The sequence below is a fragment of the Methylocystis rosea SV97 genome (assembly GCF_000372845.1).
GTDB classification, from domain to species: domain Bacteria; phylum Pseudomonadota; class Alphaproteobacteria; order Rhizobiales; family Beijerinckiaceae; genus Methylocystis; species Methylocystis rosea.
Window position 1 is genome coordinate 2,669,415 of sequence record NZ_KB889963.1, and the last position, 23,068, is coordinate 2,692,482.

General features: G+C 62.8%; 19 protein-coding genes and 1 tRNA gene. 8 read left to right on the forward strand and 12 right to left on the reverse strand.

Annotated features, from left to right (window positions below; translation table 11 throughout):
• Positions 1 to 35: 35 nt before the first annotated feature.
• The 3 genes from A3OO_RS0114125 to A3OO_RS0114135 form a co-directional block, all read right to left on the reverse strand.
• A complete protein-coding gene (locus tag A3OO_RS0114125) occupies positions 36 to 917 on the reverse strand; it encodes an RNA polymerase factor sigma-32 (RefSeq protein ID WP_026222993.1) in 882 nt (293 codons plus the stop codon).
• Positions 918 to 1,035: 118 nt separating this feature from the next.
• Positions 1,036 to 2,505: a M48 family metalloprotease gene (locus tag A3OO_RS0114130; RefSeq protein ID WP_018408487.1), complete on the reverse strand. Its 1,470-nt coding sequence runs from the start codon at positions 2,503 to 2,505 to the stop codon at positions 1,036 to 1,038.
• Positions 2,483 to 3,286 carry a thermonuclease family protein gene (locus A3OO_RS0114135; RefSeq protein ID WP_040573900.1) on the reverse strand — a complete coding sequence of 268 codons (804 nt, stop codon included), beginning with the start codon at positions 3,284 to 3,286 and terminating at the stop codon, positions 2,483 to 2,485. Before A3OO_RS0114135 ends, A3OO_RS0114130 begins: the two co-directional genes overlap by 23 nt.
• Before the next feature lie 247 nt (positions 3,287 to 3,533).
• Between A3OO_RS0114135 and ybgF the strand changes: the two genes are divergently transcribed.
• The 3 genes from ybgF to ftsH all read left to right on the forward strand — a co-directional run bounded on the left by ybgF (position 3,534) and on the right by ftsH (position 7,684).
• Positions 3,534 to 4,520 (forward strand): tol-pal system protein YbgF, encoded by a 987-nt coding sequence (gene ybgF / locus A3OO_RS0114145; RefSeq protein WP_018408490.1) that lies wholly within the window; start codon positions 3,534 to 3,536, stop codon positions 4,518 to 4,520.
• Positions 4,521 to 4,558: 38 nt separating this feature from the next.
• The gene (tilS, locus tag A3OO_RS0114150; protein WP_018408491.1) at positions 4,559 to 5,593 is read left to right on the forward strand and encodes a tRNA lysidine(34) synthetase TilS; all 1,035 of its coding nucleotides are present in this window, start codon (positions 4,559 to 4,561) and stop codon (positions 5,591 to 5,593) included.
• Positions 5,594 to 5,770: 177 nt separating this feature from the next.
• Entirely contained in the window at positions 5,771 to 7,684 is a 1,914-nt protein-coding gene (gene ftsH, locus A3OO_RS0114155) for an ATP-dependent zinc metalloprotease FtsH (protein WP_018408492.1), read from the forward strand.
• A 73-nt stretch (positions 7,685 to 7,757) separates the two neighbouring features.
• Here ftsH and arsC read toward each other — a convergent pair whose 3' ends face one another.
• On the reverse strand, positions 7,758 to 8,120 hold the full coding sequence (gene arsC, locus A3OO_RS21750; RefSeq protein ID WP_018408493.1) for an arsenate reductase (glutaredoxin): 363 nt from the start codon (positions 8,118 to 8,120) through the stop codon (positions 7,758 to 7,760).
• A gap of 159 nt (positions 8,121 to 8,279) precedes the next feature.
• Between arsC and glmM the strand changes: the two genes are divergently transcribed.
• Positions 8,280 to 9,626: a phosphoglucosamine mutase gene (gene glmM / locus A3OO_RS0114165; RefSeq protein WP_018408494.1), complete on the forward strand. Its 1,347-nt coding sequence runs from the start codon at positions 8,280 to 8,282 to the stop codon at positions 9,624 to 9,626.
• Between the two features lie 168 nt (positions 9,627 to 9,794).
• Complete coding sequence (locus A3OO_RS0114175; protein WP_018408495.1) at positions 9,795 to 10,031, forward strand: hypothetical protein; 237 nt, start codon at positions 9,795 to 9,797, stop codon at positions 10,029 to 10,031.
• 168 nt (positions 10,032 to 10,199) lie between these two features.
• Here A3OO_RS0114175 and chrA read toward each other — a convergent pair whose 3' ends face one another.
• Positions 10,200 to 11,420, reverse strand: a complete 1,221-nt coding sequence (gene chrA, locus A3OO_RS0114180) for a chromate efflux transporter (RefSeq protein ID WP_018408496.1) — start codon at positions 11,418 to 11,420, stop codon at positions 10,200 to 10,202.
• Positions 11,421 to 11,662: 242 nt separating this feature from the next.
• Between chrA and xseA the strand changes: the two genes are divergently transcribed.
• A complete protein-coding gene (gene xseA, locus A3OO_RS0114185; protein WP_040573903.1) occupies positions 11,663 to 13,204 on the forward strand; it encodes an exodeoxyribonuclease VII large subunit in 1,542 nt (513 codons plus the stop codon).
• 1 nt (position 13,205) lies between these two features.
• Here xseA and A3OO_RS0114190 read toward each other — a convergent pair whose 3' ends face one another.
• On the reverse strand, positions 13,206 to 13,655 hold the full coding sequence (locus tag A3OO_RS0114190; protein ID WP_026222996.1) for a hypothetical protein: 450 nt from the start codon (positions 13,653 to 13,655) through the stop codon (positions 13,206 to 13,208).
• A gap of 399 nt (positions 13,656 to 14,054) precedes the next feature.
• Here A3OO_RS0114190 and pal point away from each other — a divergent pair, with 399 nt between their 5' ends.
• Both pal and A3OO_RS0114205 read left to right on the forward strand, forming a co-directional pair.
• The gene (gene pal / locus A3OO_RS0114200) at positions 14,055 to 14,582 is read left to right on the forward strand and encodes a peptidoglycan-associated lipoprotein Pal (protein ID WP_018408500.1); all 528 of its coding nucleotides are present in this window, start codon (positions 14,055 to 14,057) and stop codon (positions 14,580 to 14,582) included.
• A 75-nt stretch (positions 14,583 to 14,657) separates the two neighbouring features.
• A tRNA-Trp gene (locus tag A3OO_RS0114205) sits at positions 14,658 to 14,733 on the forward strand.
• Positions 14,734 to 15,631: 898 nt separating this feature from the next.
• Here A3OO_RS0114205 and A3OO_RS0114220 read toward each other — a convergent pair.
• From A3OO_RS0114220 to fabI, 6 genes are all read right to left on the reverse strand, one after another.
• Positions 15,632 to 16,834 (reverse strand): acetate/propionate family kinase, encoded by a 1,203-nt coding sequence (locus tag A3OO_RS0114220; protein ID WP_018408503.1) that lies wholly within the window; start codon positions 16,832 to 16,834, stop codon positions 15,632 to 15,634.
• Complete coding sequence (locus A3OO_RS0114225) at positions 16,831 to 18,243, reverse strand: bifunctional enoyl-CoA hydratase/phosphate acetyltransferase (protein ID WP_018408504.1); 1,413 nt, start codon at positions 18,241 to 18,243, stop codon at positions 16,831 to 16,833. The genes A3OO_RS0114220 and A3OO_RS0114225 overlap by 4 nt, the downstream gene beginning before the upstream one ends.
• 16 nt (positions 18,244 to 18,259) lie before the next feature.
• Complete coding sequence (locus tag A3OO_RS0114230; protein ID WP_198008813.1) at positions 18,260 to 20,578, reverse strand: DUF3141 domain-containing protein; 2,319 nt, start codon at positions 20,576 to 20,578, stop codon at positions 18,260 to 18,262.
• A 111-nt stretch (positions 20,579 to 20,689) separates the two neighbouring features.
• On the reverse strand, positions 20,690 to 21,364 hold the full coding sequence (locus tag A3OO_RS0114235) for a 3-oxoacid CoA-transferase subunit B (protein WP_018408506.1): 675 nt from the start codon (positions 21,362 to 21,364) through the stop codon (positions 20,690 to 20,692).
• Positions 21,364 to 22,017, reverse strand: a complete 654-nt coding sequence (locus tag A3OO_RS0114240; protein ID WP_018408507.1) for a CoA transferase subunit A — start codon at positions 22,015 to 22,017, stop codon at positions 21,364 to 21,366. The genes A3OO_RS0114235 and A3OO_RS0114240 overlap by 1 nt, the downstream gene beginning before the upstream one ends.
• 10 nt (positions 22,018 to 22,027) lie before the next feature.
• Positions 22,028 to 22,855, reverse strand: a complete 828-nt coding sequence (fabI, locus tag A3OO_RS0114245; protein ID WP_018408508.1) for an enoyl-ACP reductase FabI — start codon at positions 22,853 to 22,855, stop codon at positions 22,028 to 22,030.
• Positions 22,856 to 23,068: the final 213 nt, after the last annotated feature.

The following is a 23,068-nucleotide window of genomic DNA, read 5'->3' on the forward strand; positions in this document are numbered from 1 at the left end:
AAAAAACCCCGGAAGCGACTTCCGGGGTTTTTTTCTTACACTCGTGCCGGCTCATCTGGCGTCGCCGACTCTTGCATCCGCGACAGCGCGCGCCTCAACTTGATAAGTGCGCGACTTTCGATCTGCCGCACCCTCTCCTTGGAAATGCCAAGGCGGTCGCCCAGCGTCTCAAGCGTCACCAGATTTTCCGCCAGCCGACGCTCGCGCACGATGCGCAGCTCGCGTTCGGAGAGAATCGCCAGAGCATCCTTGAGCCAGCGCGCGCGCCGATCCGAATCGAGAGTCTCTTCGACGACCTCGTCGGGGAGCGGCTTCTGGTCGACAAGAAAATCCATCCTCTGCGCGGAGCCGGACGTGTCGTCGTCGACGAGCTGGGCGTTCAGCGACACGTCGGAACCCGATAGACGCGAATCCATCATCTCCACGTCAGCCCGCGAAACGCCGATCGCGTTTGCGATCGTCTGATAGGTGTCGACTGAACTCGCGCCGTGATTTTCGCGCGCCAACCGCGCACGCAAGCGACGCAAATTGAAGAATAGCGCCTTTTGCGACGAGCTGGTTCCACCCCGCACGATCGACCAATTGCGCAACACGTAATCCTGGATCGACGCTCTGATCCACCATGTCGCGTAGGTGGAGAAGCGTACGTCTCGCTCCGGCGCGAACCGCGCCGCGGCCTCCAAGAGTCCGACATGGCCTTCCTGGACAAGATCCGAGAGCGGCAATCCGTAATGTCTGAACTTGGCCGAAAGCGCGATGACGAGACGCATATGTGCGGCGGCGAGCTTATGAAGCGCTTTAGCGTCACCCCTCTCGCGCCACGCGATGGCAAGCTGCTTTTCTTCGTCGCGTTCCAAAAAGGGCGCCTCGGCCGCAGCCTTAATTAATTCGCGCCCCAATCCAGGCATATAAGCCATGACGCCCTCCATACGCGGCTATCCGCCACTAATGGTGGGAGTCCGCGCGCCAAGATTTGCCTTGTTGAGATAACCGTCAGGCGCGGCAGTTGTTCCCAAAGCGAGCAAAAACCGGGCGTCACTCGGTTACGATTTTGTAATGTTCGCCGGCGGTGAGGGCGTCGCCGGCGGACAGCCCGTTGAGCAGCAAAAAATGTTCGGCCGGCCGGTTAGGAACCACCATCCGTGCGGCCATTGTTTCGATCGTGTCGCCCGGCGCGGCGACGGCCACCGCAATCCTCAACGGCCGTGCGTCGGTGGTTTCATCGGGGCCGAGCCGGCGGAAGGATCTGATCGACTCCTTGAAGAGCGCGTCGGCCTGGTCGGTCAATGTGCGCGCTGCAAAAATCAGGCGGTAGAGAAACTCACCCGACCGGATCACCGCCAGCCGGAAATTCCACTCCCCCGCCCGAGCGACAGCGATGACGGCGGGTAGCCCATTGATGTCCATCTTGCGCACGGAGGAAGGAAGCAGGCCGTCGACCCAGCCCGAGCCGACATAGGCTTCGAGATTCTCGTCGGACGGCGGGCGCACGCTGTCGAGCCGCAGGGCTTCATTGTCGGCTTCGCGCACCCCGAATACCGCTTCGTTGGAATTCTCCAGAAGAAAGCCCTCGGGCGCGATGAAGGCGAAGCGCAGTCGCGGATGGATGAATTTGCGGTCGCGGACGTAGCCTTCCATTGGATCGTCGCCGAATGCGACGCCCTTGATAGCCTCGAGATAGCCACTGCGGTCCGCGACGCCGATCCCTGGCGCTCCGATTTGTCGCGCCGCAGCAACAGCCTTTGTGATGCGGTCGGGAGTGGAAGGATGCGTTGAGGTAATGTCGAAGTCGAGCGACTTCTTCTTTCCGTAAAGCGCCGCGCGCAAATCCGAGGACCGACCCAGCGCCGTCAGGAAGCGCGAAGCGCCATACGGGTCGAAGCCGGCTCTGGCGATGACGCGGACTCCGGCGGCGTCGGCGTCGAGTTCCTGCTGACGGGAGAAACTCGCGACGGAGAGCCGCTGACTGGAACGCACCTCGTCGCCTTTCTGGCGGTTCTGAATCACCGCCGCGGCCTGCGAGATGATCGCGGCCTCACGCTCGCGTTCGGCGCGGAGCGCGCTGTGACGCAGCGAGACGTGGGCGATTTCATGCGCCATCACCGCCGCCGCCTCCGAAGCGTCGCCGGCAAGAGCCAGCAGTCCGCGCGTGACGTAAAGATTGCCGGAGGGGAGCGCGAAGGCGTTGACGACCGGGGTATTGAGAATTGTCACCTTGTAGGTTGGCTGGCCGGGCGTTTCGCTGACGCTGGCGAGCTTTGCGAGAATGCCATCAAGGTAATGCTCTGCGCCCGGAGCCTCATATTCGCCGCCGAATTGGGCGACGAGCTCCTTATGCTGAACCGTGCTGCGATTATCGGTTCGCGGACCAGCCGGCCGCGTCGGCGGCAATGGAGCGGTAAAGATCTGACCTTGCCGCTCGAGCTCCGCGCAGCCTCCGATCGCCAAGCCGACGATGGCCAGCAGGGAGAGCGCCGTCCGCCTAACGAGAGGGGACGCCGTCAACAAACTCGATCTCGGCTGGCGTAGCGATTTCGATGCGAGCCCCGGTCTCAATAAGCCCTCGTACGCGCGCTCGCCGCCCGACGAGCGAGCGGGGCTCGATTTGCCCGAATACAGCCAAATTGCGTCGCAGAATCACGACGGTGAAGCTATCGCGCCATTTGTCGCCAAAATTAAGGTAAAAGGCGCGCCGCGACTCGCCGACCGAGCGGATGGCGCCGAGAACGACAATCATCCCCTTGCGGCGCTTCAAATCCTCCACTGCGCCGGGCGCGGAGACGTCGATCGGGCGGAACTCCGGCCGTGACCAAAGTCCGACGCCCGCATCGCGCGCCGGGGCTTCGGCGGCCAGATACGCCTTGGCGCAGGCGGCGGCCGTCGGATCCGGACGAAAGCGCGCCTCGCCAGCCGAGAGCAGCGCGGCCGCCACAGAGGTGAGGGGCACCGCATCGCCTCCGTCGGCCGGACTTGCGTAAATTCTCGCCGGCGCCCTGCCCCAGCGGTCCAGTGTCGAAGCAAAAGCGCCCAGGAATATGTCTCGGCCGACGAGCCACGACGACAGGCGGCTGCGGATGGCGGCGCGCAGCTCCGCCATTTCCCGCGGCGGAAAGTCGAGTCCCGCGAGAGCGGCGCGGCGGCCGTCATCGAGCAGCAGTTCGAAATCCTCATCGACGGCGGCGACGGTCGCCGGAACCGCGCCTTCGAGCGAGCACTCTCCGGTTTCGGCGGCAGGGGGAAGCGGCTCGGCGCGCGACGGCGACGCCGCGGCGACAAACGAGGCCATCGCCACTCTTTGAACCCAAATGAGACCAAACGACCGCATCGCCTAATTTTAGCCGAATGGGCGCCTATGGTAAGGCGCTGTCACGCCGCGTCGAATCGAGCGGCGCCTTAGAGCGCTTCCCGATCACATGGAATCATGGGATCGATAAGGAATCGCTCAACATCAGAATGTTGGAGCAGGTTCCCACCGAAAAAGTCTGTCACCTTTTTCGGAGCCTGCTCTAGCGCAAGTCTCGGCCTTCGCGACCATGTTCACACGCTACGCCCTCATCTTCGCCCTTCCCTTATTTGCGGCGGGCGCCGCTCAGGCGTTCGACGTCTATGGGGATCCTCGACCCGAGGCCGACCTCCGTCACGCTCAAACCTACAATGTTCCGCCGTCGGATATTTATGAAAGTCCCGAGGCCGGACCGGGGCCGGGTGCGGCGGCGATGCGGATCGATCGGTTGGAGCGCGAGCTACGCCGATTGACCGGACAGAACGAGGAGCTGCAGCATAGGGTGCAGCTTTTGGAAGAGCAGCTGCGCGCCGCAAAGCCCGAGCCGCACTCGGAGGCTGCGCCGCACGGGCCGACGGTTCCTTCAACCGTGGCGCAGACGGCGCCCGAGACGAGCGCCAACGCCGGCAAGCGCGGCGACGCCTTTGATCCCTCGATACAGCCGTCTGCGCCGGGCGCGCCGCGGCCGCTCGGCACAACCACTCCGTCAGCGCCGCTGGAAAGCGCTGCGCGAACCACGGGCTCGGTGACGACGGCCCCTGTGCGCGAAGCAGGCCAGCCGCTGGATATCGCCCACGGCCGCCTTGTTGGCGACCAGCCGGCGCCCGCGGAGATCGCCGCCGCGCCGCCAGTCGCCGGCCCCAAGGAGCAGTATGATGAGGCGGTGGGCGCGTTGCGCGCCGGCAAATATGAAGAAGCCGAGAGGTCGCTCTCGACGTTTTTATCGAAGAACGGCAAGAGCAAGCTCGCCGCCGCCGCGACATTCAACCTGGGCGAGAGCTTCTTTTTGCGCGGACGGCACCGGGAGGCGGCCGAAAGATATTTAGAAATCTCGACGAAATACGGCGACTCGGCGCAGGCGCCGGAAGCGCTGTTGCGGCTCGGCCAATCGCTGAGCGCCATGGGCGCGAAGGAGCAGGCGTGCGCCTCCTATTCCGAGATCAACGTTAAATTTCCCAAGGCGGCGACGCGAGTTCGCGAAGCGGCTCAACGCGAAAGCAAAAAAATTCAATGCTAGCCGTCCGCGCTGCGGTCGGCGCCCTTACGGCCTAGGGCATGCCGCGCACGGAGACGGAAGACCTCGCCGCCATCGACGACGACTCGCGCGAGGGAAATCGTGAAAACGCGCTCGATCTCCTCGCGCCCTACCCCTCGTTGCTGCTCGCGGTTTCAGGAGGACCCGACTCCGTCGCCTTGATGCTGCTTTGCGCGGCGTGGTCTTTGCGGTCGTCGCGCCACATCGCCGTGGCGACGGTCGATCATGGCTTGCGCAAAGAAGCGCGCGCGGAGGCTGAAGAGGTCGGCCGCTGGGCGCGCGCTTTGGGCTACGATCACCATTTGTTGACGTGGGAGGGAGAGAAGCCCTCGACGCGCCTCCAGGAGCGCGCGCGGCGCGCGCGATACGCGCTGCTTCACGCCTGCGCGCAGCGCATCGGCGCATCGGCCATCGTGCTTGCGCATCACTCGGAAGACCAGGCCGAAACAATCCTGTTTCGTCTCACGCGCGGCTCCGGCGTCGCCGGGCTTGCCGGCATGGCGCGCGTCGCACGTTGCGCGGACGTCGCGCTCCTGCGGCCGCTGCTCGACTTTCGCAAAGAGGAGTTGGAGGCGGTCTGCGCCCGCGCAGATCAACCGTTCTTTCGCGACCCGTCCAATGAAGACGAAAGCTTCGCGCGCGTGCGGCTGCGAAGGCTTTCTCCCATGCTCGCCGCGCAGGGGCTCGATCGAGACGCGCTTCTGCGGCTTGGATCGCGTGCGGCGCGCGCCGATGCCGCGTTGGCGCATTGCGCCGCCGAAATGCTGACGCGCGCGCTGCAGCGGAACGAAGCGTCATGTATTGAGCTCGACGCTGCGACGCTGTGCAAAGCGCCGCTGGAAATTCTTCAACGCGTGCTCGCAAGCGCGATCCTGAGTGTCGCGCCCGCGGCTGTGCTTCGTCTCGAACGCTTGGAGCGCGCCAGCGCGCGAGTGGCCGCTGCGCTGGCTGCGCACGGGTCGGTCCGCCTGACCCTTGCGGATGTTTCAATTGAAGCGAACGGCGGACGGATTCGGCTGCGTCCGGCGCCGCCTCGCCGCTCAAGCTTGACCTAGCAAATTTAGCTTTCGCGGGAAGAACTTGTCGAAACGGCCAAGTCGCCGCGCCACGACGCTTGGATTCACGGGCTTTTCCGAGACTTGGCAACGCGTCCTGGTGCGCCTAAATTAAGCACATGACCGGAGCGCTTCGGGGGATAAGCCCGACCGAGCGGCTCCCGACAGGCTTCCCACATGAACCCACACTTCAGAAACCTCGCGCTCTGGGCAATCATCGGGTTGCTCGTGGTTGCGCTTGTCATGCTGTTTCAGCAGCCGGGCCAGCGCACGCCGATCCGCGACATTTCATATAGCGAACTGCTGACGCAGATCGATCAGGGCCGCGTTCACGACGTGACGATCGCGGGCAACGAGGTCGTCGGCCACTTCAACGACAATCGGCCGTTTACGACCTATGCGCCGGACGACGCCAATCTCGTGCCGCGGCTGCAAGCCAAGAACGTCTCAATCAGCGCCAAGCCGAACAATGAAGGCGGCAGCTTCTTGATGACGCTTCTTCTCAACGCGCTGCCGCTCGTCGCATTCCTCGCGGTTTGGATTTTCCTTTCGCGGCAGATGCAGGGCGGCGCAGGCCGCGCGATGGGCTTCGGCAAATCGAAAGCAAAGCTGCTGACGGAGACTCAAGGCCGCGTCACCTTCGAGGACGTCGCCGGCGTCGACGAAGCCAAGGAGGATCTGCAGGAGATCGTCGAATTCCTGCGCGATCCGCAGAAGTTCCAGCGGCTCGGCGGGCGCATTCCGCGCGGCGTGCTGCTGGTGGGACCGCCCGGCACCGGCAAGACGCTGCTGGCGCGCGCCATCGCTGGTGAGGCGGGCGTGCCGTTCTTCTCGATCTCGGGCTCTGACTTCGTCGAAATGTTCGTCGGCGTCGGCGCTTCGCGCGTGCGTGACATGTTCGAACAGGCGAAGAAAAATGCGCCCTGCATCATCTTCGTCGACGAGATCGACGCGGTCGGCCGCCATCGCGGCGCCGGCCTTGGCGGCGGCAACGACGAGCGCGAGCAGACGCTGAATCAGCTGCTCGTCGAGATGGACGGCTTCGAGGCGAATGAGGGCATCATCCTGATCGCCGCGACCAACCGTCCGGACGTGCTCGATCCGGCGCTGATGCGTCCAGGCCGTTTCGACCGGCAGATCCAGGTGCCGAACCCGGATTTCATCGGCCGCGAGAAGATCCTCAAGGTTCACGCCCGCAAGGTGCCTTTGGCGCCGGACGTGGATTTGAAGATCGTCGCGCGCGGCACGCCGGGCTTCTCGGGCGCCGATCTGATGAATCTTGTCAACGAGGCGGCGCTGCTCGCGGCGCGGCGCTCGAAGCGGATCGTTACGAAACAGGAGTTCGAGGACGCCCGCGACAAGATCATGATGGGCGCCGAGCGGCGCACGCTGGTGATGACGGATGAGGAGAAGAAACTCACCGCCTATCACGAAGGCGGCCATGCGCTGGTCTCCTTGAACGTGCCGGGCTCGATTCCGATCCACAAGGCGACGATCATTCCGCGCGGCAGAGCGCTCGGCATGGTGCAGGGCCTTCCCGAGCGCGATCAGATCTCGCAGAGCTATGAGCAGCTCGTGGCGATGCTCGCCATGGCGATGGGCGGCCGCGTCGCCGAAGAGTTGATCTTTGGGGCGGCGAAAACGACCTCCGGCGCCGCCTCGGACATTCAGCAGGCGACGCGCATCGCCCGCGCGATGGTCACCCAGCTCGGCTTCTCGGACAAGCTGGGCACCGTCGCCTATGCCGACCCGCAGCAGGAGCAGTTCCTCGGCTACTCGCTCGGACGCACGCAGACCTTCTCCGAACAGACGCAGGAGACGATCGACGCGGAGGTGCGCCGGCTGGTGCAGGAAGCTTACGAGAAGGCCAGGCAGATCCTCGTCGATAAGCGTACGGATCTGGATACGCTCGCCAATGCGCTTCTCGAATTCGAGACGCTGTCCGGCGACGAGATCAAGGGCCTGCTGGCCGGCAAGCGGCCGGTGCGCGAAGAGTCGACGCCGACGCCGCCCCCCCGCGGCTCCGCGGTGCCGACGACGGGGCAAAAGCCAGAGCCGGACGTCGGCGGCCTGGAGCCGCATCCGATCTAACGAAAAAACCCAGCGGTCCCGGCCGCTGGGTTTTTTGCATCCGGTACCGAGAACGCCTCTAAGCCTTGGACCGCTAAGTCTTGGACCGCGCCATCAAATCCTTGACCGTCTCGGCGGGTCGGCAGAGCGCGGCATTGTCACCCATCGAAACGATTGGCCGCTCGATCAGAATCGGATGCTTTTCGATGGCGGCGAAAATCTCGACGTCTGACAGGGTGGGATCGTCGAGTTTCAGTTCTTCGTAGGGTGTCCCGCGCTTGCGCAGGACGTCGCGCACGTTCTTGCCCATGCGACGCAGAAGCTCCTTCAAAGTCGCCCGATCGGGCGGGTTTTTGAGATATTCGATCACTTGCGGCTCGTAGCCGGCTTCTCTCAGCGCGGCGAGCACGTTGCGCGAGGTGCCGCAGGCCGGATTATGGTAGATTTTGACTTCCATGTGGACTTCCGTTCAGACGATGTGCGACTGTTCTTACCCGTTCGTAAGGCTGGCGAAAACGCGCATTTGGCCTTATGGCCATAGATGCGCCGACTTGGTGTGACAGATAGCGTGAAGGATGCGCCGATTTGGCGCCGAGGCGCTCGCTGAGGATCTTGAATGACCCGCACCTATTTCGGCACCGACGGCATTCGCGGCCTCGCCAATGAGAAGATCACGCCGGAGCTCGCGCTCAAGGTTGGGCAGGCGGCGGGGCTGATCTTTCATCGCGGCGAAGGTCGGCATCGCGTCGTCATCGGCAAGGACACGCGGCTCTCAGGCTATATGATCGAATATGCGCTTGTCGCCGGCTTCACGTCCGTCGGCATGGATCCGCTGCTGCTGGGGCCAATGCCGACGCCCGCGGTCGCCATGCTGACGCGGTCGATGCGCGCCGACGTTGGCGTGATGATTTCCGCTTCCCATAATTCCTTCGAGGACAACGGCATCAAGCTGTTTGGACCGGACGGCCACAAGCTTTCCGACGAGATCGAACACGACATCGAACGCCTCATCGACGGCGATATGTTGCGAAAGCGCGCGGGACCAAGAGATCTCGGACGCGCCCGCCGCATCGACGACGTGCGCGCGCGCTATATCGAGTTCGCCAAGCGCACGCTGCCGCGCAATATGAGCTTGGAAGGCTTGCGCCTTGTCGTCGATTGCGCGAATGGCGCGGCTTACAAGGTCGCTCCCGAGGCGCTGTGGGAGCTTGGCGCCGAAGTGATCGCGATCGGCGTCGAACCCGACGGGTTCAACATCAACCATCGCGTGGGCTCCACTGCGCCGCAGGCGCTGCGCGACAAAGTGCGCGAGCTGCGCGCCGACGTGGGCATCGCGCTCGACGGCGACGCCGACCGCGTCATCATGGTCGACGAAAATGGGCGCCTGATCGACGGCGATCAGCTGATGGCGGTCGTCGCCGAAAGCTGGCGCGATCAGGGGCTGCTGTCCAAGCCCGGCCTGGTCGCGACCATCATGTCCAATCTTGGATTGGAGCGCCATCTGAATGCGATCGGGCTCACGCTCGAACGAACGCCTGTCGGCGACCGTTATGTGATCGAGCGTATGCGCGAAGCCGGCTACAACATCGGCGGCGAACAGTCGGGCCATGTCATTCTCTCTGACTATTGCACAACAGGCGACGGGCTCGTGACGGCGATGCAGGTGCTCGCAGAGGTGAAGCGTCGGGATCGTCCGGTGAGCGAAGTTTGCCACCGGTTCGAACCGTTGCCGCAAGTATTGGAGAATGTGCGCGCCCATCGTGCCGAATTGGAACGCACGGCGGTCGTCTCGGCAATCGACGATGCGCGGGCGCGCCTCGGCGGCTCCGGCAGACTCATTGTTCGCCCCTCCGGCACTGAACCCGTGATCCGCGTTATGGGCGAAGGCGACGACCGCGAACTGGTCGAATCTCTCGTCGCCGGGATCTGCAGCGTTTTGAAGGAATCCGCCGAGGCGGCCTGAGCCACGAGAAGGTCGCGGCGCGACGCGGATACGCTTTGCAGGCGCGCGCTGGGTTAAGGAATTTGGTTAAGCAATAGGGTTAACCTTCCCTTAACCGTTATCGCCCATGCTTCCTTTTCGGCGCTGCGCCATTCGACCGCAATGTCGCGCGCGAAATAGGAGCACATCATGCGCCGCTCCATCGCCCTCCTGTCGTTCATCTTGATTGCTGGCGCTGTAAACGCGCGCGCCGAAAATCTGCCGTCGCCACCGCCTCTTGATGTGAGCGGCTGGTATCTTCGCGGCAATGTCGACGCGCCCGAGCAGTTGACGGAAGGGCAGTCGCAGCTCCCGCCGAACCTTCTCTTCGACCTGGCGAATGGCCCGGCCCGACCGACGCATTATTCGATGAGCGAAATTCGATGAGCGAATTGCGCCAGATCATGCTGCATTTGGGCGGAATCGCCCAAATGCAGATAAATTGATCGATTTCCAAAGTTTAGAGCGCCTCTAGCGTTCAAATACGCGGGCCAAAACAATTTCATGTTCAGCAATGCGCGAGGGCGGACCGTTCTGCGCGCGTGTTAAAGCGCCTTAGGCGACCATGGCGATGAGCGTTGCGCCAAATGCGCCGAGGATGACGACCAGCCACGGCGGCGTCCGCCAGAGCACGAGCAAGAGGAAAGCAAGAAGGCCTAGCGCGAAATCCGCTGCGCCAAGGATGGCGTTCGTCCAAACAGGGGTATAGAGCGCCCCGAGCAGAATTCCGACGACCGTCGCATTGATCCCCTTGAGCGCCGATTGCGCCGCCGTTCGATGACGTAGAGCGTCCCAAAAAGGCAGCGCGCCGACGACGAGAAGGAAAGACGGCAGGAAAATCGCGGTGAGACAGATCAGACCGCCCGCCCAGCCGTTTGGCTCAGACTTCATCGCTGCGCCGAGATAGGCCGCGAAAGTGAATAGTGGGCCGGGCGCCGCTTGCGCCGCGCCATAGCCGGCAAGAAATGCGTCACGGTCGATCCAGCCTGGAGATACGAAGGCTTGCTGCAGCAGCGGCAGCACGACGTGCCCGCCGCCAAAAACCAGCGACCCTGACCGATAAAAGCCGCTGATAAGCTCGATCGTAGGATTGGGGATTGCCTTCGCCAGAATGGGCAACCCCACAAGCAAGACGGCAAACAGCGCGAGCGAGGCGATGGCTATGGGCCGGGTGATGGGGATCGATAGAGGCGTCGTGGCGCCTTTGTTTTCCCCCGAAAGGAACAGCCAGCCAATGACGCCTCCCGCCGCAATCGCGCCAATCTGACCGCTGGCGGTGGGGACCGCCAAAGTCAGCAGCGTCGCCGCCACGGCGATGGTCGCGCGGGCCCGATCAGGACAAAGGTTTCGCGCCATCCCCCACACCGCTTGCGCGACGACAGCGACAGCGACGACTTTGAGGCCGTGCAGCCAAGCGACCTGCGAGAGGTCGCCGAGGCGACCGACTCCATAGGCGAAGCCGATCATCGCAAGCGCTGATGGCATGGTGAACCCGATCCATGCCGCCAATCCGCCGGCGAGGCCGGCCCGCAACATGCCGATGATGATGCCGACCTGACTGCTCGCGGGGCCGGGAAGGAACTGGCAGAGCGCGACGATATCCGAGTAGGCGGCCTCATCGAGCCATTTGCGGCGCGTGACGAACTCAGCGTGGAAATAGCCAAGATGGGCGATCGGCCCGCCGAAGCTCGTCACCCCGAGGCGCAGAAAGACCCCAAGCACTTCCACGATGGAGCCAAATCCCTTGTTGAGCGTCGTCCCGCAATCCGCGCTCATGGCGAACTCGGCGCTTCAGAATTTCCATAGGCTGCGCCGAACAGCCGCTCACACAGCGACCACCGTCGCGAAGCTCTGAGCGGCATAAATGGGGGCGCTGTTTTCTTGCTGGCTTTGGGCATTTACATGATGATGTTGGGGGTCATTCGCGCCTCGCGTATCGTGCTGCTAGACCACCGCGCGGACAGTTCAATGTTTGCGTGAGGATGAAGCAAGAAGCAAAGCGTGAGCATATCTCATCCATGTCGGACCTGACCGAAATCGGCGGAGACACGCCGCAGACCAATACGCCTGAGATCAGCGTCTCCGAACTCGCGAACGCGCTGAAGCAGACGATCGAGGATCGCTTCGGGCGCGTGCGCGTGCGCGGCGAGATCTCCAACTATCGCGGCCCGCACGCCTCCGGACACGCCTATTTCTGTCTCAAGGATCAGAATGCGCGTCTCGACGCGGTGATCTGGCGGTCGACTTTTCTGCGCCTGCGCACGCGGCCGCAGGAGGGATTGGAAGTCGTCGCGACCGGCCGCGTCACAACCTTCCCCGGCAAGTCCTCCTATCAGATCATCATCGAGTCGCTGGAGCCGGCCGGCGTCGGCGCGCTGATGGCGCTGCTCGACGCGCGCCGCAAGGCGCTCGCGGCCGAGGGCCTCTTCGACGAAGCGCGCAAGCGACCCCTACCCTTTTTGCCGCGAGTCGTCGGCGTGGTCACCTCGCCGACCGGCGCCGTGATCCGCGACATCCTGCACCGTCTCAACGACCGCTTTCCGCGCCGCGTGCTGGTCTGGCCCGTGCGGGTGCAGGGCGAGAGTTGCGCTGAGGAGGTCGCGGCGGGCATTCGCGGCTTCAACGCGCTGCCTGCCGGGGGCGCCATTCCCCGCCCCGACGTGCTGATCGTCGCGCGCGGCGGCGGCTCGCTCGAGGATTTGTGGGGCTTCAATGAGGAGGTCGTCGTTCGCGCGGCGGCGGAGAGCGCCATTCCGCTTATTTCGGCGATCGGTCATGAGACCGATACGACGCTCATCGATTTCGTCGCCGACCTTCGAGCGCCGACGCCGACGGGCGCGGCGGAGAAAGCCGTTCCGGTGCGCGTCGAGCTGTTCGAACATCTCGCCATCCGCACAAGCCGGCTGGAGGGCGCGCGCCGCCGCGCCATGGATCAGCGTCGCGTCCAGCTTTCAACCTACGCGCGCCTGCTGCCGGCTGGCGACGCCCTGCTCGCCAATCCGCGCCAGCGTTTTGACCGGGCGGCGGAGCGGCTGCGCGCCGGCGCCCGCGCCGCCCGAGACGGACGGCGTCTGCGGCTGTCGCGCGCCGCAACGCTGCTCGCCCGCCACTCGCCGCAGGCGGAGCTGGCGCGCGTGCGCGAGCAGCTGCGCGGTCTCGGCGCGCGGCTGCAACAGGGCTATCGCGCCCGGCGCGTTCTCGCGGGTCAGGAGAACGCCGCCGCCAGGCAGCGCCTCGCCGGGGCGGCGCAGCGTCTCGACCGCGCCGTCGCTGGCTTGATCGGCGGTCATCAGGACAGGATCGACCGACTGGCGCGGCTGCAGGAGTCGCTCAGCCATCGCTCGGCGTTGGCGCGCGGCTTTGCGCTGGTGCACGACGATAGCGGCGCGCTGGTGCGCAGCGTCGCGCAGGCTCCTCCTGGAACGGGTCTCGATATCGAGATCGCCGACGGCAGAATCCAGGCGCGCGCTGGCATCGCGATTCCAGATCCGCCGGCGCGCCCGCGCCCGCGGCGCCGCCTGAGACGAGCCGACAGCGACGATCAGGGATCGCTGTTCTGACCTATTCGAATCGCATCTGCCACGCGACGATGCTGCGCTGCATGGCGGCCCGCGGCAGATAGCAGAAGACATTGGTGGAGATCGGCGCCTCTACGCAGTGATAGTGCTCCCTGCTCCAGTCGTAGCCGAGCGTATCCATGCAGGCGACGATCTTGTCGTGAATGAGCTTCGGGTTGGATCGCCGCTCCGCCGGAAAATCCCGCTCCGTCTGATATTCACAGTCGGTGACGTCCATCTTCTGGCCTTCGAAATAGCGGCCGCTGGCGCCGCTCGTGACGAACATCGCCTCTGTCGCGAGAATGAAGACGAGGCCGACCGCCAGCGCCAACTTGCCCTGCCACTTGGTCTTGAAGAAGTGAAGATCGAGTAGCGACAGCAATCCTATCGCCAGAAGGCCGCCGCCCAGAAGCAGCGTCAACGGCGACAAAAAAGGCGCGATGCCTTCATTCATGTCACGCTCCTGACCGCGCGCGCCGCCGCATCGCGCGTCATTGATCAATATTAAGAGCGGGAGTCTCTGCAAAGCAACCGCGCGCCGCCGCATGACGGCCTGCGCATGTTCTTTTCTGCGATGCGAAATCGATGGACCCGGCGCGGGTCATCAATCCACGCAATACGCATGTGCTATATGCCGCATGGCGCGCAGACGCGCGGCGCTCAGAAGGTCGTCAATCTGCGGCGAAACAGCGTGTTAAGCTTCTGTTAACCAATTAACCTGTTATTAACGAAGGGACGAAATTGCTCAAATGCAACAGGCCGAAGATACCTGCGATCAAGGTTGACGGAACCTTCGCTTAACCCTGGAGGCCTAGGACTATCGCCCAGTCGGTCGTCGTAACAGGAGTTCTTCATGCTGCTTTCGAAACGCGCCTTCGGCGCCAAACTCGTCGTCGCGCTGACGGCGTTCATGGCGGTCCTGGCGCTCTCGGCCTGCGCCAAGAACACTGCGGATGAAGCCGCGAATGATCTGGCGGGCGGAGGCTATGGACGCGGCGGCGGCGTAGCGAGTCCCGGCAGCCATCAGGATTTCGTGGTCAATGTCGGAGATCGCATCTTCTTCGAGACCGATTCCACGGATCTGACGTCCACCGCGCAGGCCACGCTCGATAAGCAGGCCGAATGGCTCAACCGGTACTCACGCTATAGCTTCACGATGGAAGGCCACGCCGACGAACGCGGCACCCGCGAATATAATTTCGCGCTCGGCGCGCGACGCGCCGAAGTGGCCAAGAATTACCTCGTCGCGCGCGGAGTCCAGGGATCGCGCATCCGCACGGTGAGCTATGGCAAGGAGCGTCCTGTCGCCGTCTGCGACGACATCTCCTGCTGGTCGCAGAATCGTCGCGCCGTCACGGTGCTTTCCGGCGGCAATTCCTGATAGGAGGCCCGCCGCGCCCCCTTGCGTCCGGGGCGTCGTTGCGGCAATGAAGACGCGCGCCTTTTGGGCGCCCGCAGGAGTGTAGCTCAACTGGTAGAGCACCGGTCTCCAAAACCGGGGGTTGTCGGTTCGATCCCGGCCACTCCTGCCACTTTAAAATCAATAGCTTATCGCTGTTTTACTCCAACACAATTTGTGGCAGAACTTCTCTGGGGTAATCGCTGGGGTAACCCGCAAAAGATCAATCATGGGGAGCGATATGGCGAAAAAGACTCTGGCCGCCTACGTCCAGCAAACATTCGAAGAGTCTCGCCGGAATCTTTCCTTGGCCGCGATCGACTTTTCGATTCCTGACGAGAAAATCCTCGAGCTCCGAGAGTCAGTCCGTCGAGAATCCGCGGACGTTCAACGCCTCAAAAAGAAAAAGGGCTTTCTGGGGTTCTTGGGGCTCTGATCGTAGCAGCGACGAGCGCCGCCTGCCGCCGCTATCTTCCCCGGATGCATGCAGCACCCCGCCCCTCCGACGATAGCCGATCTTCGCGCTGAGGGCGTCGCTGGCGCCTGGGTCTGGTGCACCGGACTTCGTTGCACCCATCACGGCAAGGTCGCCTTCGACGCCAGGCTCCAGGGACGCCGTTCATCACTTTGGCGCGGTCGCGGCGCTTCGCTCGGCGTGCGGCTCCCGGGACGTGCACCTGATGCCGGATTGGCCGCCCTATCTGGCGCAGGGGTGATGGCCGGATGGCCGGCGAACGAAAGCTCTCCCGGCGCTCGCTCGAGCCGAAGATCCATCGGTACAGCGCGCCATCGGCTGGATGATCGGGGCAAGTCAGGCGCGCGCCGAGTTGGGCTGGACCGGCGCCAAGGCGCTCTGGAGAGATCTCGAGCAGACTCGCCCGTTCTGGAAATGATGAAGCCCTCGCGGAGACGGCGACGCCGTCCTCCGCGCTTGCGCCGGCTTCGACAAAGAAGGTGAAGCTTCGCGATCGAGCGGCGAGAGGCGGTAATAAAATCAGCCGTCTTGCGAAGCGTCGAAGACGCTGAGCAAATCAGGCCAACGCATCCGCACTTGTATCCGCTAGGTGAAGCGCGTGGCGCGCGATGATCTGTTCTTCGTTGGTCGGAATGACAAACACCCGCACTGAAGACTTCGCAGATGAGATGACTTCCTTCTGCTGCTCATTCGCGTGGCGATCGAGCTCGACGCCGAGCCATTCCATGCCTTCAAGGACCCGCTCGCGCACCCGCCACGCGTTCTCACCGATGCCGCCGCAAAAGACGACAGCGTCAATTCCCTGCAGAACAGCCGTTAGTCCGCCGAGTTCGCGCCGAATGCGAAATACAAAATAATCGATCGCTTCAAGCGCTTCGGAGGCATCCGAAGCTTCGAGTTCACGCATATCATGAGAGATCCCGGATAGGCCTTTCAGACCCGACTCCTTATAGAGGAGGTTCGATATCTCCTCGGCTCCCAGCTTTTTCTCCTGCATCAAATAGAGAACGACGCCCGGGTCGAGTTGGCCGCAACGTGTGCCCATGGGGAGCCCGTCGAGCGCCGTGAACCCCATAGAACTCGCCACCGATCGGCCGTTCTGCATCGCGCACATCGACGCACCGTTCCCCAGATGTGCGACCACGACCCGTCCTTTGGCGTGAGACGGCGAGACCTCCCTGAGCTTTGTTGACACATACTCGTACGACAATCCATGAAATCCGTAGCGTCGAACCCCTTCAGCATAATATTGCCGCGGTAGCGCGAAGACGTCATTGACAAAGGGATGACTGCGGTGAAACGCCGTATCGAAACACGCCACTTGAATAGATTCGGGCCAAGCTTCACGCGCTGCTTTGATCCCGGCGATGTTGTGGGGCTCATGCAGGGGAGCAAGCGGGACGAGCTTCTCGAGCCGATCGATCACCTCGCCGGTAATGATCACCGGCGCGTCGTAATGGACGCCCCCATGAACGACACGGTGGCCGACCGCGTCTATGCGCGCGCTGGGAAATGCTTCGTCCTGCCACGAGAGGATTCGCCTCAAAGCTTCCTCATGGAAAGCCGCACCGTCCGTCTGCGACCAGACGTCGTCGTAAAGCGTCGCGCCAGAGTTATCTCGTACTCTTATCCGCCGCTCTTCTCCCGTCATCTCCGCAAGGCCCAGGGCGAGCGGCGACGCCTCGTCATCCTCAGCCGCAAACAAAGCGAATTTGATCGACGAGGAGCCGGCGTTCAAGGTGACGACATGGCGTCTCACTGTGCGGCTTCCCGCAGGGCTTCTTCCGTCTCGACTGCGCTTTGCCCGGTCGACAGCCAATGGGCGTATAGGGCCGCAACGGCGCAGGAGAACAAACGGGATTGTTCGTCATCCGCGCGACTTGTCAATAGGATCGGAACCTTCGCGCCGATGATCAGGCCGGCGCCTTCGGCCTGAGCCGCGTAGGTCAGCTCTTTCGCCAATATGTTGCCCGATTCGAGGTTGGGAACGACGAGAATATCCGCCCTACCGGCAACCAGCGAATGGATGCCTTTGCTGCGAGCGGCGGTGAGGCTGAGGGCGTTGTCCATCGCCAACGGCCCGTCGACGTCGCCGCCCCGGATTTGATTGCGCTCAGCCATTTTCGACAAAGCCGCCGCATCAAGAGTCGACTGAATTTTCGGATTGACCGTCTCGACCGCGGAGAGAACGCCAACCTTGGGTCGTTCGATCCCTAAGGCGATGCCGAGATCGATCGCATTCTGAACGATGTCGACCTTTTCTTCGAGCGTCGGCGCGATATTCACCGCTGCGTCGGTCACCAGCACAAGCTGTTTCAGCGTCGGCGCATCCATGATGAAGACGTGGCTGATGCGGCGGCCAATGCGCAGGCCGCCCTGTGATTTCACCACATGTTTCAGCAGTTCGTCGGTGTGAAGATGCCCTTTCATCACTGCAGCCACCGCGCCTTGATGCACAAGTTCGACGGCTCGCGCCGCAGCAGCATCATGACTGCATGCGTTCTCGATGGCGATGCCCGCAAGATCCGCGTCGCAAGACGCGGCGACGCTACGAATTATCTTCTCGTCGCCGATGAGGATTGGCACGATCAGTTTTTCGCGGGCGCCGGCCAGCGCGCCGAGCAACGCATTTGCCTCCTCCGGAGCGACGACGGCGGTTGGCAGAGCCGCCAGCGAAGCGCAGGCGGCAAGCAGCCGATCCATATGGACATGGAGCTGCAGCGTCAGTCCGGGGAGCGCCTCTTCATCGATTGTCTGCCGGATGGTCGGGGCGAGCACCTCGGCCATACCGTCGACAACGAGTTCGGAACCACGATGGACCTGGGTGCGCAGCATAACGGTCGAGGGCGGTCGCAATTCCTCCACGCGCACCGAGACGAGGAGCGAGTCGCCGATATGGGCTCTGACGTTGAACCGAAGGGTCTGCGACAGATAGCTCGTTCCGGCGCCCGGCAGCAAATTGCCGAGAACTGCGGAAAAAAGCGAACCGACCCACATCGCGGGGGCCACCGCTTCCGAACCTCGATCATTTTTCTCGTCCGGAAGGTGGGCGGGATTGAGATTGCCGCTGGCGTGGGCAAAGACGATGAAGTCCTCAGGCGCGACGACTCGGGCGATCGACGCTTCCTGCCCCACCGCCAATTCATTAAAGAGCTTGTTCGAGCGCATATCTCTAACTCTTGTTTCAAGCTTGCAGGGACTTCTCTCGCGGTTCGACAGGCGCTTGAGTTTGCAGCGTCTCGCGCAGAACAGTGAGTAGCCTTGCCGTTGCTTCGGCCATCTCCAATGGATCGCCGGCGATTTCTTCAACGAGCGCGATCGCGCGCTGGCGTTCGTCCAATGTCGGCAACATCTTGGGCAAAACCGCAATCGCGGCCTCGGGCTCGAAGTCGATGATGAGCGTCTGCTCATGAATTATGGCTGAGCGGAGTTCGTCCCCGAGGCTCTTGAACGGCTCCGTCGATCGGAGGATGAGGTTGGATCGCTCAAGCCTGCTTTGGCGCACCGCGCCGCGCGAGCGGGCCATCAGGATCAGCATGCGGACGACCGCCTCGGCGAAGCCACCCTGCTCGATTTTCGCGAGCGCAGCCTCCACCTCTGGCAATTCGCGCAGCGTTTCGCCGAGCTTGGCGTCCGTCTCGGGCGTGTATCCCTCATTCATCCGCATCAGGAACGGGTTTGCGTAGAGGCTGATAAACATCAGTTCCTTGGCGGCGGCGCCGACGTCGCTCCAGAACTTCAATGTTTGCTCGATCAAGCCGGCGGCCAACGCCTCGCTCTTCAGGAAGGGGTTGGACGGATCCGCGGGCTTGCGCTCTTTGCGCACCGTCTCGGCGAAAGTCCCGATCGGCGCCACCGCCGGATTCTTGTCCGATAGCAGGTAACGGCGCGCGCGTAGCGGATGCGACCATACCAATGCGTCCGCGAGGGCCGGCGAAGCCAGCGCCTTGACGTAGGGGCGCGCTCCGAACTCGTATGCATTGACCCAGAATTCCGACAAACGCGCGACCAACGCAAAAGACTTCTCGTCGCCGGCGCCATCATCCAGCGCGCGGATATCGGCGACGTTCCTTTCTTCGCAAGACATGACGTAGTAGGCGCTCGTGCCTTCACCAATCTTTTTCTCGATGCGCATCTCATAAAGGCCGGGCGCCAGGGATTCGATCATCTCCAACGTCGTGACGATTCTGTCGTGCTGTTTTTGTGCGACTTTGGCCGATACAAAAATGCCCAGATGGCCGACGTCCTCGTGGACCATGTAGACAATCCGCTGGCCGCGCGCCCGTATCTCGCGCTCGTCGCCATAGACCACCGGTATCCAGTTCAAGGCCTGCTGCGGCGGCGTGATGTCGTCGCCTTGGCTGGCGAACACAATGATGGGAGCTTTGATTTTCCTTAAGTCTACTGGGGCGCGCCCGCCGAGGAATGCCTGACTGCCTTGAAGCTTGTTGCCGATAAACAGATTTTCGACGATCCAACGGATCTCGGCCTCGTTCATGAAATAGAAGGTCGACCACCACCGCTCGAATCCCTTGAAACGCGGCCCCTCGGTGTCCGCTTTTGCGAACACGTCGTAATATTTTGACCACCAGGTGTTGTGCGGGTTCATCAACTCGAAGTTGAGGACCAGATGCGCGCCATCGAAAACGCCATTGCCAATGTCCGACGTGATCACTGCCGGCAGCGCGCCGAACGCAAGGCCTCCTGAATAGCGGAGCGGATTCTTTCCCCGCACCCCCGCCCAGTAACTGAGAGGCGCGCCGGACGCCACCACTGGGCCAGTCAGATCGGGATTGGACGCGGCAAGCAGCATTGCCGCCCAGCCGCCCTGGCAATTGCCGATGATCACCGGCCGAGGCGCGACGGGATGACGTTTGGCGATCTCGCGCACGAAAGCGCCTTCGGCCATGCAAACATCGGCCAAGGTCTGACCGGGCTGAGGCTTGGGAAGGAAAATCACGAAATAGACAGGATGGCCATGCGCAAGAGCGACGCCGACTTGACTATCGGACTTGAAGCCTCCGATCCCTGCTCCGTGGCCCGCACGCGGATCGATGATCATATAGGGCCGCAACGTCGGGTCGGTCTGGACACCTTCGGGCGGCTGGATTTGCACAAGCAAGTAATTCGTCGGGCGCTCGAGCGTGCGGCCGTCGATCACGACGTTAAAGTCATAAACCAGGACGAGCCGCTCGCCGCCCTCCATTTGCTCAACGGCGAAATTCCCGACTTCGCGCATGATGTCGAGAAACAAGATCCAGCGTTGGCCGGCGTCGGTCACATATTCTGCGAACTTCGCAGGAAGATCTCCTGACTGCGATAGTTCGCGGCTTATGTTCTGCCAGTCGCTGAGGTGCGCACGCAAGTCGGCGCCAAAGCTGGACGCGATCTTCTCGAAATGATTGCCGCTCAGTTCGACGAGAGATTGAGCCAGCTCCGCCAACTTCGATAGGTCGCCGTTGAGGAGAGCTCCTTTTTGCGCAACGCCCGATTTGTCATCCATTTCGAAGGAAGCCAAATTTCTAGGCGAGACGTTCAACATGGCAGGCTCTCTCCAAAAAGATCGCTCGGCAGCGATGCGGCAGCGTTCTCGACACGGGGCGGACGCGTGCGCTCAGGCGGCCACGCGCTCAGGCGAAACGATCGGCATTGTCGGCGTATCGCCGTCGAGCAACAGCTTGGCTCCGGTGCTTGCGACGACCGTGTCCACGCTTACGCCGGGCGCCCGCTCCCGCAATACCAGCCCCTCGTCCGTAGGCTCGATCACCGCCAGTTCGGTGACGATGAGGCTGATGCGCCGCGCCGCCGTGGGCGGAAGCGTTAGAGCCTCGACGATTTTCGGTTGCCCCTTGGCCGTGTGTTGCATGGCGACGATGACGCGCTTCGCGCCGGCGACGAGGTCCATTGCGCCTCCCATGCCTGGGACGAGTTTGCCGGGCACCATCCAGTTCGCGAGATGGCCGCTTGAATCGACTTGCAGGCCGCCGAGAACGGTCATGTCCAGATGTCCGCCCCGGATCAGCGCAAAACTGGTCGCGCTGTCAAATGCGGCGGCTCCGGGCAGAGCCGAAATGTATCCGCCGCCGGCGTCGGTGAGGTAAGGATCTTCCAGACCATCCGGCGGCGGCTCGCCAAAGCCGATGATGCCGTTTTCGCTCTGAAACGCCACCGAGATTCCCGCGGGCACGTAGCACGCAACGAGCGTGGGCAGACCGATTCCCAAATTAACCAGGGTGCGGTCACGCAATTCGAGAGCGACCCGACGCGCAATGACCTCTTTAGAGTCCATCACTGCGGCCTCCTCACGAGATGATGCACGAGCACGCCAGGCGTGCGGACGGCGTCCGGCGGGATCACGCCGACCGGAACGATCTCTTCGGGCTCGGCAATGACGCAGTCGGCGGCGAAGGCCATCACCGGATTGAAGTTCGCCGCCGTCAGCCGGTAGGTAAGATTGCCGAAATGATCGGCCTCGTGCGCACGCAGCAGCGCGAAATCGGCGCGCAACGGCATCTCGAGCAAAAAGCTCTCGCCGTCGATTTCCAACACCTGCTTGCCTTCTGAAACGACCGTTCCGACGCCTGTTCGCGTCAACACGCCGCCAAGCCCGCTGCCGCCGGCGCGAATTCGCTCAGCGAGGGTTCCCTGCGGGACAAGCTCGACTTCAATTTCGCCCGAAATCATTTTCTTCTGCGTAATCGGGTTCGTCCCGATGTGCGACGCCTTGACGTGTGCGACGCATCCGGACTCGATGAGCTTGCCGACGCCTCTTCCCGGCGAGGCGGTGTCGTTGCAGATCAGAGTCAGCCCGCGCGCGCCGCGCGCCACTAAAGCGTCGATCACACGCTCCGGAGAGCCGACGCCCAAGAAGCCGCCGAACATGACGCTGGCGCCGTCAGGGATCATCGCCGCCGCCCTTTCAGCCGAAATGCCGTCTTGCATTATGTGCTCCTCAGGCGACGTTGTGCAGGCCAGCGTCCACATAGATCGTGTCGCCAGTCATTCCGGACGCGCCGCCTCCAACGAGGAAGGCGACGACGCGCCCAACTTCGGCGATGTCGACGAGTCGATGCGCGGGGCTGCGTGCGACAGCCGCGTCGACGAGTTCGTCGAACTGCGCGATGCCGCTGGCGGCGCGCGTCTTCAGCGGACCGGGCGAAACCGCGTAGACGCGGATGTCCTTGTCGCCGAGCTCCGCGGCCAAATACCGCACCGTCGCCTGCAGCGCGGCTTTGACGGGACCCATGATGTTGTAGTGATTGACGACTTTGTCGGCGCCATAATAGCTCATCGTCAGTATCGCCCCGCCTTCCGTCATCAGCGGCTCGGCGAGACGCGCCATTTCGATGAATGAATAGCAGGAGATTTGCATCGCTTGCTGAAAGCCTTGGAGCGAACAGTCGATCACCCGTCCATGAAGATCGTCGCGCGGCGCAAACGCGATGGAGTGAATAACAAAGTCCAGCCGTCCCCATTCAGTGCGAATCTGGTCGAAAGCGGCCTTAAGCTCCCCGGGATGCTCGACATTGAGAGGCATGATCAAGCTCGCCTGAATTTGTTCGGCGAGCGGACGAACATAGCGTTCGGACTTCTCGTTTGCGTAAGTCACCGCCAGTTCGGCGCCAAAGGCGCGCAGCTTAGACGCGCATCCAAAGGCGATACTATTCTCGTTCGCGACGCCGACGACAAGACCCCGTTTGCCGCGCAACATGTCTCCGATGCGGCTTTCGGGATTCCAAACCTTGGGTAGCGGGTCAGAGAGTAGAGCGACGTCGTTCATAGTGGCGCCTCGCATGAGATGGGTGTCGCGCGACGGTGTCTCACCGCGTTCTGATCTCGCGGACTCTCTCAATGGATCGCGGTTGCTGATCTTTTCAACGATCCCCGTCGATACGGTTCAAGGTTAGGCCGCGTAAATGACGTGGCCGTGAACTTTGCCCGAGAGACGAAATTTAACTGCGTCAGATCACTGACGCGAATTTCGAACGCGATA